This window comes from Bradyrhizobium sp. JYMT SZCCT0180 (assembly GCF_018130165.1).
Taxonomy (GTDB): Bacteria; Pseudomonadota; Alphaproteobacteria; order Rhizobiales; family Xanthobacteraceae; genus Bradyrhizobium.
On sequence record NZ_JAFCLZ010000021.1, the window covers coordinates 118,500 to 133,695 of the forward strand.

At 63.4% G+C, this 15,196-nt stretch carries 12 protein-coding genes; 7 read left to right on the forward strand and 5 right to left on the reverse strand.

Going from position 1 to position 15,196, the window contains the following annotated elements; all coding sequences use genetic code 11:
- Nucleotides 1–2: 2 nt before the first annotated feature.
- On the forward strand, nucleotides 3–3,476 hold the full coding sequence (locus tag JQ641_RS28120) for an indolepyruvate ferredoxin oxidoreductase family protein (protein ID WP_211999119.1): 3,474 nt from the start codon (nucleotides 3–5) through the stop codon (nucleotides 3,474–3,476).
- Nucleotides 3,477–3,617: 141 nt separating this feature from the next.
- Nucleotides 3,618–4,022, forward strand: a complete 405-nt coding sequence (locus tag JQ641_RS28125) for a hypothetical protein (RefSeq protein ID WP_211999120.1) — start codon at nucleotides 3,618–3,620, stop codon at nucleotides 4,020–4,022.
- Between the two features lies 1 nt (nucleotide 4,023).
- Here the strand turns inward: JQ641_RS28125 and JQ641_RS38540 are convergent, their stop codons facing one another.
- Complete coding sequence (locus JQ641_RS38540; RefSeq protein ID WP_283815225.1) at nucleotides 4,024–4,152, reverse strand: hypothetical protein; 129 nt, start codon at nucleotides 4,150–4,152, stop codon at nucleotides 4,024–4,026.
- A 135-nt stretch (nucleotides 4,153–4,287) separates the two neighbouring features.
- Here JQ641_RS38540 and JQ641_RS28130 point away from each other — a divergent pair, with 135 nt between their 5' ends.
- Together JQ641_RS28130 and JQ641_RS28135 are read left to right on the forward strand one after the other, a co-directional pair.
- Nucleotides 4,288–5,106, forward strand: a complete 819-nt coding sequence (locus JQ641_RS28130; protein ID WP_211999121.1) for an aldo/keto reductase — start codon at nucleotides 4,288–4,290, stop codon at nucleotides 5,104–5,106.
- A gap of 101 nt (nucleotides 5,107–5,207) precedes the next feature.
- On the forward strand, nucleotides 5,208–6,380 hold the full coding sequence (locus JQ641_RS28135; RefSeq protein ID WP_211999122.1) for an acetyl-CoA C-acyltransferase: 1,173 nt from the start codon (nucleotides 5,208–5,210) through the stop codon (nucleotides 6,378–6,380).
- Nucleotides 6,381–6,492: 112 nt separating this feature from the next.
- Here JQ641_RS28135 and JQ641_RS28140 read toward each other — a convergent pair whose 3' ends face one another.
- The gene (locus tag JQ641_RS28140; protein ID WP_211999123.1) at nucleotides 6,493–6,729 is read right to left on the reverse strand and encodes a hypothetical protein; all 237 of its coding nucleotides are present in this window, start codon (nucleotides 6,727–6,729) and stop codon (nucleotides 6,493–6,495) included.
- Between the two features lie 330 nt (nucleotides 6,730–7,059).
- Between JQ641_RS28140 and JQ641_RS28145 the strand changes: the two genes are divergently transcribed.
- Nucleotides 7,060–8,340 carry an amidohydrolase family protein gene (locus JQ641_RS28145; RefSeq protein ID WP_211999124.1) on the forward strand — a complete coding sequence of 427 codons (1,281 nt, stop codon included), beginning with the start codon at nucleotides 7,060–7,062 and terminating at the stop codon, nucleotides 8,338–8,340.
- 1 nt (nucleotide 8,341) lies between these two features.
- Here JQ641_RS28145 and JQ641_RS28150 read toward each other — a convergent pair whose 3' ends face one another.
- Both JQ641_RS28150 and JQ641_RS28155 read right to left on the reverse strand, forming a co-directional pair.
- Nucleotides 8,342–9,262: a DMT family transporter gene (locus tag JQ641_RS28150; protein ID WP_349628637.1), complete on the reverse strand. Its 921-nt coding sequence runs from the start codon at nucleotides 9,260–9,262 to the stop codon at nucleotides 8,342–8,344.
- A 1-nt stretch (nucleotide 9,263) separates the two neighbouring features.
- Complete coding sequence (locus JQ641_RS28155) at nucleotides 9,264–10,508, reverse strand: aminotransferase-like domain-containing protein (protein WP_211999126.1); 1,245 nt, start codon at nucleotides 10,506–10,508, stop codon at nucleotides 9,264–9,266.
- A gap of 348 nt (nucleotides 10,509–10,856) precedes the next feature.
- On the opposite strand from JQ641_RS28155, the gene JQ641_RS28160 reads away from it, so the two are divergent.
- Nucleotides 10,857–12,578, forward strand: a complete 1,722-nt coding sequence (locus tag JQ641_RS28160; RefSeq protein ID WP_211999127.1) for a cation:proton antiporter — start codon at nucleotides 10,857–10,859, stop codon at nucleotides 12,576–12,578.
- A gap of 139 nt (nucleotides 12,579–12,717) precedes the next feature.
- Nucleotides 12,718–13,542: a hypothetical protein gene (locus JQ641_RS28165; RefSeq protein ID WP_211999128.1), complete on the forward strand. Its 825-nt coding sequence runs from the start codon at nucleotides 12,718–12,720 to the stop codon at nucleotides 13,540–13,542.
- Nucleotide 13,543: 1 nt separating this feature from the next.
- Here JQ641_RS28165 and JQ641_RS28170 read toward each other — a convergent pair whose 3' ends face one another.
- On the reverse strand, nucleotides 13,544–15,061 hold the full coding sequence (locus JQ641_RS28170; RefSeq protein WP_211999129.1) for a tripartite tricarboxylate transporter permease: 1,518 nt from the start codon (nucleotides 15,059–15,061) through the stop codon (nucleotides 13,544–13,546).
- Between the last annotated feature and the right edge of the window lie 135 nt (nucleotides 15,062–15,196).

Below are 15,196 nucleotides of genomic sequence, written 5' to 3' on the forward strand. Positions count from 1 at the left end.
AAATGGCGTTGATGGACGTTGGGCTGGACGACAAGTACCGGCTGGATGCGAAACGCATCTTTCTTTCCGGTACGCAGGCACTGGTCCGGTTGCCGATGTTGCAGCGCGAACGCGACCGCGCGCAGGGGCTCAACACCGCAGGTTTCATCTCGGGTTATCGCGGTTCACCGCTCGGCATGTACGATCACGCGCTGTGGCGTGCGAAATCCTTCCTCAAGGAGCACAACATCGAGTTCGCGCCTGGCCTCAACGAGGATCTGGCGGCGACGGCGGTGTGGGGCAGCCAGCAGGTCGGAATGTTCCCGGGCGCCAAGGTCGATGGCGTATTCGGAATCTGGTACGGCAAGGGTCCCGGCGTCGATCGCTCGATGGACGCGCTCAAGCATGCCAATTCGGCCGGCACCTCGCCCAATGGCGGCGTGATCGCGCTGGCCGGTGACGATCATGGTTGCCAGTCCTCGACGCTGGCGCATCAGAGCGAGCAGGTGTTTGCGGCGGCACTGATGCCGGTGGTCAATCCCGCAACGCTGCAGGATTATCTCGACCTCGGCATTTTGGGATTTGCGCTGTCGCGTTATTCCAGTTGCTGGGTTGGTTTCAAGGCAATCTCGGAAACGGTTGAGAGTTCGGCCTCGATCGTCAGCGATCCCGACCGCATCAAGATCATCACCCCCAGTGATTTCGAGATGCCTCCGGGTGGTTTGTCGATCCGCTGGCCGGACGCGCCGCTGGAGCAGGAGCGCCGGCTGCACGGCCCGAAGATGCAGGCGGTCGCCGCCTTCACGCGCGTCAATCGCTTCGACCGCATCGTGCTGGATTCTAAACCGGCGCGGCTCGGCATCATGGCGACCGGCAAGGCCTATCTCGACCTGCGCCAGGCGCTGGCGGATCTTGGCATTACCGACGCCGAGGCGCAGGCGCTGGGACTGCGCATCTACAAGGTCGCGCTGACCTGGCCGCTGGAGGAGCACGGCGCGCGCGCCTTCGCCGAGGGCCTGCAGGACGTGCTTGTGGTCGAGGAGAAACGCGGCTTCATCGAGGATCAGCTGCTGCGCATCCTCTACAATGTCGATGCTATGAGGCGCCCCTCGGTGGTCGGCAAGCGCGACGAGACCGGCGCGATGCTGCTGCCAAGCGAAGGCGAACTGACGCCCACCATGGTGGCGGCCGCTGTCGTGGCGCGGTTGCGCCGGCTTGGCCATCGCAGCCCGGCGCTGGAACAGCGCTTGGCAAAACTCGAAGCGTTCGACCGGCCCGCGGAGGGCATTGGCGCTGCAAAGCTGCAGCGGACGCCGTATTTCTGCTCCGGCTGCCCGCACAACACCTCCACCAAAGTGCCTGAGGGCAGCCGCGCGATGGCCGGCATTGGCTGTCACGGCATGGCGCTCTCGGTGCCGAACCGCCGGACAGCTACGATCTCGCATATGGGCGCGGAAGGCGTCACCTGGATCGGGCAGGCGCCGTTTACCAGCGAACAGCACGTGTTCCAGAATCTCGGCGACGGCACCTACACCCATTCCGGGTTGCTGGCGCTGCGCGCGGCTTCCGCCGCCGGCGTCAACATCACCTACAAGATCCTCTACAACGACGCTGTTGCGATGACCGGCGGCCAGCCGGCCGAGGGCGGCCTGACCGTGTCGCAGATCGCGCATCAGGTTTCCGCCGAAGGTGCCAAGCGGCTTGCGATCGTCTCTGATGATCCCGAGAAATACCCCAGTAATTATTTCCCCACAGGCGCCACTGTTCATCACCGCCGTGAGCTCGACGCCGTGCAGAAGGAGCTGCGCGACGTCAAGGGCCTCTCGGTGCTGATCTACGACCAGACCTGTGCCGCCGAAAAGCGCCGCCGCCGCAAGCGCGGGCTCTATCCGGATCCGCCGAAGCGGGTCTTCATCAATGAGCGTGTCTGCGAAGGCTGCGGCGACTGCTCGGCTGCTTCCAACTGCGTCTCGGTGCAGCCGCTGGAAACGGAACTCGGCCGCAAGCGCCGGATCGACCAGTCGAACTGCAACAAGGATTTCTCCTGCATCGAGGGTTTTTGTCCGAGTTTCGTCACCGTGCATGGCGGCAAGTTGCGGAAGGCCGATCGCGCCGCGGCCGACCCGTCGGCGTTGTTCGCCGATCTGCCGCAGCCGACTCTGCCGGCGCTGGACGGTGCGTTCAACATCCTCGTCACCGGCATCGGCGGCACCGGCGTCATCACCATCGGCGCGTTGCTCGGCATGGCCGCGCATGTCGACGGCAGGGCCTGCTCGACGCTCGACTTCACCGGATTGTCGCAGAAGAACGGCGCGGTCATGAGCCACGTCCGCATCGCGCCGTCGGCGGACGATCTCGCCAACGTCCGCATCGGACCCGGCACCGCCAACCTCATTCTCGGCTGCGACATCGTCGTCGCCACCAGCATCCCGGCGCTGAGCCGGGCCGAGCGCGGCCTGACGCGCGCGATCGTCAACGCCGATCTGCTGCCGACCGCAAGTTTTGTCATTGATCCCGATATCGATTTCCAGGCGGGCGCGATGCGCGACTCGCTTAATGAGGCGGTTAGCGCCAGCGATCTCGATATCCTCGACGCGACCGGTCTTGCCTCATCCCTGATGGGCGACAGCATCGCGACCAATTCCTTCATGCTCGGCTTTGCATTTCAGCGCGGCGCGATTCCGCTGTCGCTGGAGGCGATCATGAAGGCGATCGACCTCAACGGCGCGGCAATCGAGATGAACAAGCTGGCGTTCTCGTGGGGCCGGCTTGCCGCGCACGACCTGCAGCGCGTGGTCAGCGCCGCACGCTTCAAGGCGCAGGGCACAGCGCCGGTCAAGCGGACGCTGGACGAAACCATCGCTCACCGTGCCGGCTTCCTGGCCGACTACCAGAACGAGGCCTATTCGAAGCGCTACCTCGCCGAGGTCGCGCGCGTGCGTGCCGCCGAAGCCAAGGCTTCGCCCGCGGCGCAGGACCTCACCGAAGCCTTTGCAAAGGGCCTGTTCAAGCTGATGGCCTACAAGGACGAGTATGAAGTTGCCCGGCTTTATTCCGACGGCGAATTCGCAAAAGCGTTGAAGGAGCAGTTCGACGGCGACGCGAGCGTCAAGGTCAGCCTGGCGCCGCCCTTGCTGGCGCGCCGCGACAAGGTGACCGGGCATTTGCGCAAGCGCGAATTCGGCGGCTGGATCCTAAGGGCGTTCGATGTCCTGACGCGCTTCAAATTCCTGCGCGGCACCGCGTTCGATCCGTTCGGCTATACCTCCGAGCGCCGGATGGAGCGGGCATTGCCGGGCGAATATTCCGACATGATCCTCCGCCACCTCGACACGGCCAAACCGCAGGACTGGCCACGGCTGGTGGCGCTGGCGAAAACGGCTGACCTCGTGCGCGGCTACGGCCACATCAAGGAGGCCAATGTCGCGCGCTACCGCCAGGAATGCATGCGGCTGCAGGGCACGATCGGGCAGGGGGTTGCGCAAGCCGCGGAATAAGTTCCGGGCCGCCGGCCGCGGATTTTTCGCGGCCGGCGTAGTTAGCGGGTAACCTTGCCGAAAATCTCGGCTGGAAAAGGCCTGCCGGCTTCCTACATGATCCCGGTTATCGTTATTTTTAGTCATTTCAGGAGGCCCTTGATGGTCCTGAAAAGCGCTTTAGCTGCAGCGGTTTGCACGGGGTTTTTGGCATTGGCCGGCTCCGCGACCGCGGCTGAATATCGTCCGGGTGAGTTGCTCAGCCTTGATCTTCCGAGCGCCGTACTGTCGCCCAAGCGGATCGGGCCGGAAGCGAAATTCGGGCCGGTTCGGATCGAGGCAAGGTCGGAGGACACGGAGGCGGATCTGGATTCGACCATCTGGCCCAAGCTGCCGCCACGCAAGGCGCATGTCGCCAAATCTCAGGCCGAGAAGGCCAGCACTGAGGCGCCGCGCGCCGCAGCGCGTGCGAAGCCGCGCCACAATCCGCTCGATGCGCAGGCGCGCGATGTCAGGATTCAAACCTGGCCGTGCAAGTCCGGCGGCATCTGCAGCTGGCAGCGATAGCTCAGGGTTTTCCGATCAGATAGAAGACAGCCATGATCAGCACGGAGAGCGTCGTGATCACGCCGAGTACGGCGGCGGCGATCGCCGGCAATTGATGGGAATCCAGCCATCGTTGCAACGCGTTGCCCATCGCTCTTCCTGACCCGATCTTGATTTGCCCAGCGCCTTGCGGGCAGACTATTCATAGCGATCTATCCCACGCATCCAATGCCGTCCATGCGGCTTTCGTCTTCCCCGCGACACTTTACGCCTTTGGGAGCATTCAATGGAAAATCTGCAAACGCAGGGCATTGCCCTGCCGAGGCTTGGGCTTGGCACCTTTCGGCTGCAGGGCGATGCCTGCCGCGCCGCGGTTGAAAGCGCGATTGCGCTGGGCTACCGGCATCTCGACACCGCGGAAATGTACGGCAATGAGGAGCCGATCGGCGCAGCGATCGCGTCCTCGCGCATCGCCCGCAAGGACCTGCATGTCACCACCAAGGTCTGGAACGAGAACCTGGCGCCGGACGCGATTCGCCGGGCGTTCGATGCTTCCCTGAAGAAGCTGCGGCTCGACCAGGTCGATCTCTATCTGGTGCACTGGCCGTCGCGGAACATGAACCTGCCGGCGATGTTCGAGACCTTGATGAAGCTGAAGCAGGAGGGCCGCACCCGCGCCATCGGCGTCGCCAATTTCAACATCGCGCTCTTGAAGACCGTGGTCGAGGAGATCAAGGCGCCGATTGCCTGCAACCAGGTTGAATACCACGCGATGCTGGATCAGACAAAGCTGCGCAAATATCTCAGCGCCAAATCGATTCCGCTGGTTGCTTATTGCCCGCTGGCGCAGGGCCGCGTGGCCTCCGACGAGACTCTGACCGCGATCGGGCGGAAACATAATGCGAGCGCCGCACAGGTGGCGCTAAAATGGTTGCTCGACCAGGACGGCGTCGCCGCGATCCCGAAGGCCTCGCGCGCCGAAAGCCAAAAGGCCAATCTCGACGCGCTGAAGCTGCGGCTCGATGACGACGATCGAAAGGCAATCGCGGCCTTGCCGAAGGACAAACGTTGTGTAAATCCCGCCTTCGGGCCGGCGTGGGATTGAAGGCGATTCCTCCTTTTCCGTCCGCCGGAATTCAAGGTTTTTCGCTACACACGGGCTGAGGTCCAGTCCATACTGGGTGGCATCAAAGGGAGGTCTAGAAAATGCGTGAAGCTGTTATCGTTTCCTATGCACGTACGGGGCTGGCGAAGTCCGGCCGCGGCGGGTTCAATATCACCCCTCCGATGTCCATGGCGGCCCACGCCATCAAGCACGCGGTCGAGCGCGCCGGCGTCGAGAAGGACTACGTCGAGGACTGCTATCTCGGCAATTGCGCGCACGGCGCGCCCAATATCGGCCGCCAGGCGGCGCTGCTCGCTGGCATGCCAAAGTCGACGGCCGGCGTTTCGGTCAACCGCTTCTGCTCCTCGGGGCTGCAGACCATCGCGATGGCCGCCAACTCGATCCGCTCGGACGGTGCCGATTGCATCGTGGCCGGCGGCGTTGAAAGCATCTCAATTCCCGGCGGCGGCTCGCCCAAGGAATCGATCGATCCGGATTTGCTCAAGGCCGCCCCCGACATCTTCATGGCGATGATCGACACCGCCGATATCGTCGCCGAGCGCTACAAGCTCAGCCGCGAATACCAGGACGAGTACTCGCTGGAATCGCAGCGCCGCATGGCGGCCGCGCAGCAGGCCAACAAGTTCAAGGACGAAATCGTCCCGATGAAGACCAGGATGAAGGTGGTCGACAAGGCGACCAAGGCGGAAAGCATCGTCGACTACACGGTCGATCGCGACGAATGCAACCGGCCCGAGACCACGATCGAAGGTCTCGCCAAGCTCGAGCCGGTCAAGGGCGCCGGCAAGTACGTCACGGCCGGCAACGCCAGCCAACTTTCGGATGGCGCAGCGGCCGTGGTGCTGATGGAAGCCAAGGATGCCGAAAAGCGCGGCCTGCAGCCGCTCGGCCGCTTCGTCGCCTGGGCAGCGGCGGGCTGCGAGCCGGACGAAATGGGCATCGGCCCGATCTTCGCCGTGCCAAAACTGTTGAAGCGCCATGGCCTCAAGATCGACGACATCGACCTCTGGGAGCTGAACGAAGCCTTCGCCAGCCAGTGTCTGTATTCCCGCGACAAGCTCGGCATCGATCCCGAGAAGTACAATGTCAACGGTGGTTCGATCGCGATCGGCCATCCCTTCGGCATGACCGGCGCGCGGCTCACCGGCCACATCCTGCAGGAAGGCCGTCGCCGCAAGGCGAAGTGGGGCGTCGTCACCATGTGTATCGGTGGTGGCCAGGGCGGCGCAGGCCTGTTCGAAATCTACAGCTGATCGGCCGTTACAAGCGGCTTTGCTGAAGAAGCTGAACGATCATACGAACAAAGAAAATGGCTCCGCGAGGAGCCATTTTCCGTTGAGACGCAAGTTTCGTTGGGCGCAAGCCTCAGTAACGATGCCTCTTGATGATCACGGTCTTGTTGTGGTGACCATGACCACGATGTCCGCGATGGTAGCCGCGGTCACGATGCCCGCGGTATTCGGCGCGTGCACCGTGAGAGTGGTGATGGCCTTGGTGATAACCGCCGCCACGCTTGATCACAACAGTCTGTGCGCTTGCAATCGACGGCACCCCGATGATGATCGCGCCAAGCGCGGCCAAAATTAATCCAAACTTCTTCATTACTTGTCCTCTCCATTGAGCGGATAGAACAGCGCATCGGCGTGAACGTTCCGACGGAACTTGAAGAGAATTATGAATGTCTGTTCAGCCGCGATTGTCTCGAACAGCGGCGCGCATTGGTTCCGCGCACGAGCAAATTTCTTTAGTCCAATAACTCACGCTCGAAACATTGCGTTTCACGTGACTGATCTGGACAGCCGCGCCCCACGGACCGTCCAGCCGCACGGTCTTTGATACCCGTCTGGGTTGATCGTGGGCATGCGCCCGCTTGCGTAAAGCCCGGTCCCGGCGCATCATCGCGCCATAAAAATCATATGGGGGAGCGATGCCATGAGCGGGTTTTCACGCCGTGATTTTCTGAGCCTGTCAGGATCGGCAGCGGTTGCTGCGATGTCGGCACCGGCCAATGCCGCGATGGGTCCAAACGACAAGTTCGACCTCGTGATCAAGGGCGGCGATGTGCTCGATCCCAGCCAGTCGTTGCGGGGAAAACGTGATATCGGCATTCGCTGGGGCATGATCGAGGCGGTTGAGGCCGATATTCCGGCCGCACGCGCCGCGAAGACCATCGACGCTGCCGGCAAACTGGTGACGCCGGGATTGATCGACCTGCACTCCCATGTCTACCCCTATGGCTCGGCGATCGGCATTCCCGCCGACGAATTGGTGCAGGCCCAGGCAACGACGACCGTCGTGTCGGCGGGGGACGCCGGCGTCAACAATATCGCAGCGCTGCGCCGCTACATCGTGGCGCAATCCCGCGCACGGATTTACGCCTTCGTCCACATCGCCAATCACGGCCTGTCGGGCTTCCCGGTCGCCGAACTCTACAACATCGACCACGCGCAGCTCGACGCCTGCGCCATGGCGCTGGCCGAGAATCCGGATTTCCTGCTCGGCGTCAAAGTCCGGATGTCGGAGAATGTCATCGCCAAGCACGGCCTCGAACCGCTGAAGCGAGCGATAAAGGCCTGCGAGATGTGTGGCTGGCCGGCCAAGATGATGGTGCATATCGGCGGCGTCGAGACCAGGGAGTTGATGTCGCAGATTCTCGATCTGCTGCGGCCGGGTGACGTATTGACCCATGCCTATTCCGGGGCACCGAACATCGGCGGTGTCTTCACCAACATCGTGCAGGATGGCAAGCTGCTGCCGGCAGCGCTTGCCGCCAAGCAGCGCGGCGTGATGTTCGACGTCGGGCATGGCGGCGGCAGTTTCGATTTCACGGTGGCTGAGCCTGCGATCGCGGGCGGCTGCCCGCCCGACACGATCTCGTCCGACATCCACGTCTTCTCCGGCAACTCGCCCGGCATGCCGTATCTGCCGAACGTGATGAGCAAGTTCATCCCGCTCGGATTTACGGTGGAGCAGGTGGTGGCGATGGCAACCTCGGCGCCGGCCAAGATCATCAACCGCGCACCGAAAATCGGCACGCTGCAAGTCGGCGCGCCCGGCGACGTCGCGATCATGGACCTGGTGGAGGCGCAGGTCTCGTTCGTCGACACCCGCAACAACAAGCGCGAGGGCAAGCTGCTGCTGAAACCGGTGCAGACCGTGATCAACGGCGTGCCGTTCGGCCGGCCGTATCAGGCGCCATTCGCAGTCCGGTAGTTCAGCCTGATTGCCCCTGCGCGCGGCTGTCGCCGACGATGTCGGCGATGACGGCGGCCATGACCAGGGCGCCGCCGATGAAAACCCGGATTCCGGGAATTTCAGCAAACGCCAGCCACACCCAAAACGGCATCAGCGGCGTCTCCAGCGTTGAGATCAGGGCGGCCTGGTTGGATGGCAGGAAACGCGAGCCGATGAAAAACAAAGTCAGGCCGATCGCGACCTGAAAGAATCCGAACATCGCAAGGATGAACAGGTCGAACGCGGTGACGCCGGCGATGTCGTGAGCAAAGGGAATACTGACCACGCTGCCCAGGATGTTCGAGATCGCTGCAGCCGCGACCATTGATGTGCCTTTGTGCCGCCGCACCATGACAGTCATCGCTGATATCGCCAGCGCCATGAAGATGGCGAGCGCTATTCCACGAATGTCGGAATCGGCGCGCGCGTTGCCGAGGATGATTGCAACGCCGCAGAGCGCCACGACACTCGCCAGCATGGTTCGCAATCTCGGGATTTCACGCAGCCATACCCACGCGAGGGCGGCGGCGAGGAACGGACCGGTTGCGATGATGATCGCGACGTTGGAGACGCTGGTCAATTGCAGGGCAGGGATGAAGGCGAGCATCGCCGCCGTCGAATACGACGCGACCAGCCAGCCGCTTTTCCCCATCCTAGTGAGCTCGTGCAGGCCGGCGCGGCCTTGCAGCAGCACCATCATGGCCGCGATCAGGCCGCCGCCGAACAACCCCCGCCAGAACAGGATGGTCCAGGAATCATAGGCAAGCAGCCGCGTGAAGAACGGCGCGGTGCTCCAGGCGATCGCGGCGGCGACGACGAGGGCAATGCCGAGGCGGTGCTGGGAGGCGGCGCCGGTCACCTCAGGTGCGCCCTCGCGCACCTCAGGTGCGTGCTTGCGCACCTCACGTCCGCGCCCGCTTCTCCACATTGGCGCTTCGCTCGGGCACGCCGAACTCCTTGCGGCAGACGTCCGCCAGCACGGCGACCCCTTCGCGGATCTGCTCATGGGAGGGGCTGGCAAAGCACAGCCGCAAGCGGCTGCCGGCATAGGACTTGTCGGTCGACCATTCCGGCCCCGGGTTGATGGCGACGCCGGCGGCCAATGCAGCCTGATACAGCTTCAGCGTATCGACATTGTCGGGGAGTTTGACCCACAGGAAGATGCCGCCCTTGGGATCCTCGAACTCGGCTGATGTGCCGAACTGCTCGTTGAGCGCCTCCATCAGCGTGTCCAGCTTGGCGCGCAGGCCGCGTGTCAGCTTCGGCACGTGGGTTGCGAAATGCGGCGCGCAATATTCAGCGAGCACCATCTGCTCCAGCGCGCCACTTCCGGCATCGGTCTTCAGCGCCAGCATCCGCGACATCATCTCCCAGGGCGCGACGATGAATCCGACCCGCAGCGCCGGCGCAATCGATTTGGAGAACGAGCCGATATGGATGACGCCGCCTTGCTTGCTCATCGCATAGATCGCGGGCGGGCGCTGGCCGTTCCAGATCAGGTCGGCGTAGCAATCGTCCTCGAAGATCGGCACGCCGTATTCCTGCGACAGTTTTATCATTTCGGCGCGCCGCGCCTCCGGCAGGATCGAGCCGGTCGGGTTCTGCACGGTCGGGATGGTGTAGATGTATTTCGGCATGATGCCGCGCCGCTTGTGGTCGGCCAGAACAGCTGCCAGCGCATCCATCCGCATGCCCTCGTCGTCGAGGGGAATGCCGACCGCCTTGACGCCGAGCCGGGTCAGCCGGCTCAGCGAGCCCTGATAGGTCTCCTGTTCGATCAGCACGGTATCGCCGCGCGCCAGCAGCGTCGTGTTGACGAGGTCGAGCGCCTGCAGCGAACCAGAGACGATCATGACGTCGTCGGCGGTGCAGCCGATGCCTGCGTCGCGCTTGAGTTTCCTGGTGAGGAATTCGCGCAGGGGGCGGTAGCCCTGCGGGCCGCTGGCGAGGCCGTAGGTCGCGAGCGTCTTGCCCTCGCGCTGGAGCACGGCGGTCATCGCCTCGATCAGGCCATCGACCGGCACCTGGTCGGGATCATTGTTGCCGCCGACGAAACTGTATTTGGCCAGACCCGTCCACCGCGCCGCCGGCGCCGGCAATCCGGCCGGCAGCAGTGGTGCGAAATCGAAGATTGATGCGGTAGACATTGGACATTCACTCCAGTTTTGTTTTTCGTTGAGACGGCCGCTGGCGCGGCCCTCCGGTATTTGGTTAGTTCTTACCGGCGATCTTAGTCGGTCGCCGTCGGGGGATGAAAGCGGAATGTCTGCTATCGATGCTGCCCATATGGCGGGGGTGCGTGCAGGGTTCGCCGTCAGGAACCGTCCAAATTTTGCCGGATGCTGGCGGCCGCCTGCGCCTGCGTTCCCGGTGTGGAAAGGATCGACAGGCAGGCAAGAATCGCTAGAAAGAGACCCGTCAGGCGGATGTGACCCATTTCTCGTTTGACCGTTGCGCCCCGGCCTTTAGGTTGCAATGAGGAAAAGTCAGGAAATATGCACGAGCTTATCGGCGATATCACTTTATGCATCCTGTTTGCCTGGGTGCTTGGCTTGCTGGCGCATTTTACCCGGCAACCGCTGATCCTCGCCTACCTTATCGCCGGGTTTGTCATCGGTCCATTCGGCATGAAATGGGTCCATTCCAAGGACTCGATTCACGTCATCTCCGAGCTCGGCCTGATCTTCATGCTGTTCATGATCGGGCTCGAAATCGACCTCAAAAAGATCGTGCGCGCCGGCAAGGTCATCCTGTTCGCCGCGGGCGGGCAATTGGTCGGCGGCTGCCTGCTCGGGATCCTGTTCTTCTGGGGGATCGGGCTGTCGATGGGGGCGGGCCGTTTCGACGCGCTGTATCTGTGCGTCGCCTGTGCGCTCTCCTCGACCGTCATCATCGTCAAGGTGCTGTACGAGAAGCGTGAACTCGATACGCTGCCCGGCCGCATCACGCTCGGCGTATTGGTGCTGCAGGACATCTTCGCGATCCTGTTCCTCGCCGTGCAGCCGAGCCTCGACAATCTCCAGGTGAGCGTGATCCTGATTTCGATCGGCCGGGTCGGCGTGCTGGTGGCGACCGCCTTGGTGCTGAGCCGGTATTTGCTGCCAAGACTTTTCCACCAGATCGCGCGGCGGCCGGAGTTGATCCTGCTCGGTGCCCTGGCCTGGTGCTTCCTGATCGGCGAGATCGCCGAACGGTTGCATCTGTCGCGCGAGATGGGCTCGCTGGTCGCCGGTGTCTCGCTCTCGACATTCCCCTATGCGCTCGACGTCACCGCCAAGGTGACGACGCTGCGGGACTTCTTCATCACGCTGTTCTTCGTGGCATTGGGCATGACCATTCCCATTCCCGGCGCGTCGGTGATTTGGCTCGCGCTGCTGATTGCCGGATTCACCGTCGTTAGCCGCATCGTCACGACCTTTGTGCCGCTCTATCTGATGAAGCAGGGTCTGCGCGCCAGCCTGTTGCCGGCGATCAATCTGGCGCAGATCTCGGAGTTTTCGCTGGTCGTGATCCAGACCGGTGTCGTCGCGAACCATATCAGCACTGAGACTTCGAGCGCGGCGTCGTTCGCGTTCGTCATTTTGGCCGTGATCAGCACCTTCGTGATGGGCAAGAGCGATGAGATCACGCGAGGCCTGATCGGTCCGATGAAGAAGATCGGCTTGCGCGATCTCGATCACGGCCAGGGCGAGGCCGTACATGAGGGCGGCCATGAAGCTCGCCGCATCGTCATTCTCGGCTTCTTCCGCGCCGCGAGCGCGCTGCTGGCCGAAATCGAGCGGCAGAATCCGCTCGTGCTCGAACAGATCACCGTGATCGATTTCAATCCCAACGTGTTCCGGACGCTGGCCGATCGCGGCCTGCACGTGATCTATGGCGACATCAGCAATGTCGATACGCTGCTCCATGCCGGTATCGGCAAGTCGGAGCTGATCATCCTGAGCGTGCCGGATTCGCTGCTGAAGGGCGCCAACAACGAGAAGCTGGTGCGGCACGTCCGCACCCTCAACCCATCAGCCAAGATCGTCGCGACCGCGGATATGCTTCGCGACGTCAATGATCTCTACGCAGCCGGCGCCGACTACGTGACCGTGACCCGGCTCAGCGACGCCCACGAATTGTATACCGTGATCGAGGCCGCGCAGGCGGGATTGCTGGAAGAAAAGCGCGCCGAAATGGACACGCTGCTCGCCGAGCGCAAGGAAGTGCTGCCGTAAGGCTGCCTGCTTGCGGACCGGAAGGGGTGACGTGGGCGTGTGATGTCACGCACGCAGCCGCTTGAACCGGATTTAACGCAGCCGACACTGAGTACCGTATGGCGCGCCATTTCCTGGCGGCAAAGAAATTTTATGCGGTATGCGCTTATCATTATCGTCATCAAATAGCCCTCGTGCATCGAGCCCGGCATCCTCGTCGTCCACGCTGTTCGGTTGCCTGCTGGCGGGAACGGCCGCGATCCTGTTTCAGCTGGCGCTCGGCACCCTTGTCGTGGCGTATACGCCGGTTGTGCCGTGGATCGCCGGGGTGTTCCTGTTCGGTCTGCCGCTGGCGATTGGCATCACGCGATCCCGGCCCGGCCTGTTGATGCCTGCGGTCGCGATCATGACGTTGACGGGCGTGTCGCCGGTCTTTGTCGTGGATGCGCCCTTGTGGGGCCGCACCGTCAATCTGCGTCTGGTCGACGATATTCCTGAAGGTGTCGGCGTCGCCGGCTACACCGCGCCGCGCTGGCGCGTTGCAGGCGAGTTCGCAGGCGAGGCGCGCTTGAGCGGCGGCCGCGGCAGCAAGAGTTATGGCACCCGCCGTCTTGCGCCGCTGGTCGGCGACGGCTGGAGACCAGAGCTTCCCGTCGAAGTCTGGGTCGCGGGCGAAATCAGGGATTCCGGACGCATTCTCGCCTCGCATCCGCAGTTCTGGAACGAGGCCGGCGGTGAATATGTCCGGTTCGTCGGGGTTGGCGTATCCGGCGCGCAGATCATCGCGCGCGATGCGGCCACAAAATTCGGCCTCAAGACGCTGGATGAGCCGCTGATCGTGACGCGCGCCCCCTCGGTTGCAGGCGCCCTTGCAGAGCAATACCGGGCCATTGCGCGGACCGCAGCCGTGCCCTTGCTGGGGTGGGCGGTCTGCATCCTCCTTGCTGCAGGCTTCTCGAAATGGCGCGAGCAGCGCGGGCGGTGAGTTACAGGCTGCTTTCCTGCGCCATCGCGCCCGCAAACGCCGCACGGCGGCGGGCGATAAAGCCCGCGATCAGGATCAAAGCCACCAGGAGCCACACCGTGACCGCGATCGGGCTCTCGACATAGATCCAGGGATCGCCCTGGCTGAGGAACAGCGCCTCGCGAAAGTGCTTTTCGATGTTGGGGCCGAGGATCAGGCCGACCACCAGCGGCGCCAGCTGGAATTTCATCTTGTTGAAGGCATATCCGACGACACCGGCCGCGAGCAGCACCCAGACGTCGAAGATGCTGTTGCGGACGCTGTAGGTGCCGATCACCGACAGCACCAGCAGCAGCGGAATGAACAGGTAATGCGGAATCCGCAGCAGGCTGACCCAGACGCCGACCATCGGGATGTTCAGCGCCAGCAGCATGACGTTGCCGATATAGGCCGATGCGATCAGGCCCCAGAAGATTTCCGGATGCTGGGTGATCAAAAGCGGCCCGGGCTGGATGCCCTGCACCAGCATCGCCGAGATCATCAGGGCGGCAATCGGCGTGAAGGGGATGCCGAGCGCCAGCAGCGGCACCAGCGAGGCCGTTGCGGCGGAGTTGTTGGCGGCCTCGGGCCCGGCGACGCCTTCAATGGCGCCGCTGCCGATCTCGCTGCCATGTTTCGAGGTCGCCTTCTCCAGCCGGTAGGAGGCGAACGAGGCCAGCGTCGCCGCCGGTCCCGGCACCAGGCCGAACAGAAACCCCAAAAACGTCCCGCGCAGCCAGGAGGGCACCGCGCGCTTCCATTCGGTGCGGGTCGGCAACAGGTCGCGCATGGCAACTGATTCCGGCCGGTTCGCGGCGTGGATCCGGTCCTCGACCAGCAGCATCAGCTCGGCAAAGCCGTAGAGCCCGACCACGACCGGCACCAGGGAGACGCCTTCGGCGAGCTCGGGAAGGCCGAAGGTGAACCGGGTTTCGCCGGTGACGGCCTCCTGGCCGATGGTGCCCAGCATCAGCCCGAGCGTCATCGGCAACAGCGCCGAGGCCAGCGTGCCGCCTGATATCCGCGACATCACGATCAGCCCGCCGGCGGTGAGTGCGAAGAATTCCGCAGGGCCGAACAGGATCGCGACCTTGGCGAGCAGCGAGGAGAACATCATGACGCCGATGACGGCCAGCGTGCCGCCGACAAACGAGCCGACCGCGACGATGGTCAGCGTCGCGCCGGCGCGGCCCTTCTTGGCGAGCTGATAGCCGTCGATCGCGGTGACCACGGAAGCGGACTCGCCGGGGATGTTGAGCAGGATCGCGGTGGTCGAGCCGCCATACATCGAGCCATAGAAGATGCCGGCCATCATGATCAGGCCCGCGGTCGGGTCGAGCGAGAAGGTCAGCGGCAGGATCAGCGCGACGCCGGCGACGGGACCAAGCCCCGGCAGCACGCCGATGGCCGTGCCTGCGAACGCACCGGCAAAGGCGGCCAGCAGATTGCCCGGCGTTGCGGCAATGGAGAGGCCGTACAGCAGGCCCTGGAGTGAGTTCATTTGATATCAAATCCACCGTCGTCATTCCGGGATGCGCCGCTTGGCGCAGGCCCGGAATCCATAACCACGATCGTGAGTATGGATTCCCCGATGCGCAATTGCGCATCGTGGCTCGCGCTTCGCGCGCCCTCAGAT

Excerpts from the sequence above, each read along its gene's own strand:
- JQ641_RS28120 (WP_211999119.1), top strand. The coding sequence starts at position 3 with ATGGCGTTGATGGACGTTGGGCTGGACGACAAGTACCGGCTGGATGCG.
- JQ641_RS28155 (WP_211999126.1), bottom strand. The coding sequence starts at position 10,508 with ATGTCTACCGCATCAATCTTCGATTTCGCACCACTGCTGCCGGCCGGA.
- JQ641_RS28125 (WP_211999120.1), top strand. The coding sequence starts at position 3,618 with ATGGTCCTGAAAAGCGCTTTAGCTGCAGCGGTTTGCACGGGGTTTTTG.
- JQ641_RS28165 (WP_211999128.1), top strand. The coding sequence starts at position 12,718 with ATGCGCTTATCATTATCGTCATCAAATAGCCCTCGTGCATCGAGCCCG.
- JQ641_RS28135 (WP_211999122.1), top strand. The coding sequence starts at position 5,208 with ATGCGTGAAGCTGTTATCGTTTCCTATGCACGTACGGGGCTGGCGAAG.
- JQ641_RS28130 (WP_211999121.1), top strand. The coding sequence starts at position 4,288 with ATGGAAAATCTGCAAACGCAGGGCATTGCCCTGCCGAGGCTTGGGCTT.
- JQ641_RS38540 (WP_283815225.1), bottom strand. The coding sequence starts at position 4,152 with ATGGGCAACGCGTTGCAACGATGGCTGGATTCCCATCAATTGCCGGCG.
- JQ641_RS28170 (WP_211999129.1), bottom strand. The coding sequence starts at position 15,061 with ATGAACTCACTCCAGGGCCTGCTGTACGGCCTCTCCATTGCCGCAACG.
- JQ641_RS28160 (WP_211999127.1), top strand. The coding sequence starts at position 10,857 with ATGCACGAGCTTATCGGCGATATCACTTTATGCATCCTGTTTGCCTGG.
- JQ641_RS28145 (WP_211999124.1), top strand. The coding sequence starts at position 7,060 with ATGAGCGGGTTTTCACGCCGTGATTTTCTGAGCCTGTCAGGATCGGCA.
- JQ641_RS28140 (WP_211999123.1), bottom strand. The coding sequence starts at position 6,729 with ATGAAGAAGTTTGGATTAATTTTGGCCGCGCTTGGCGCGATCATCATC.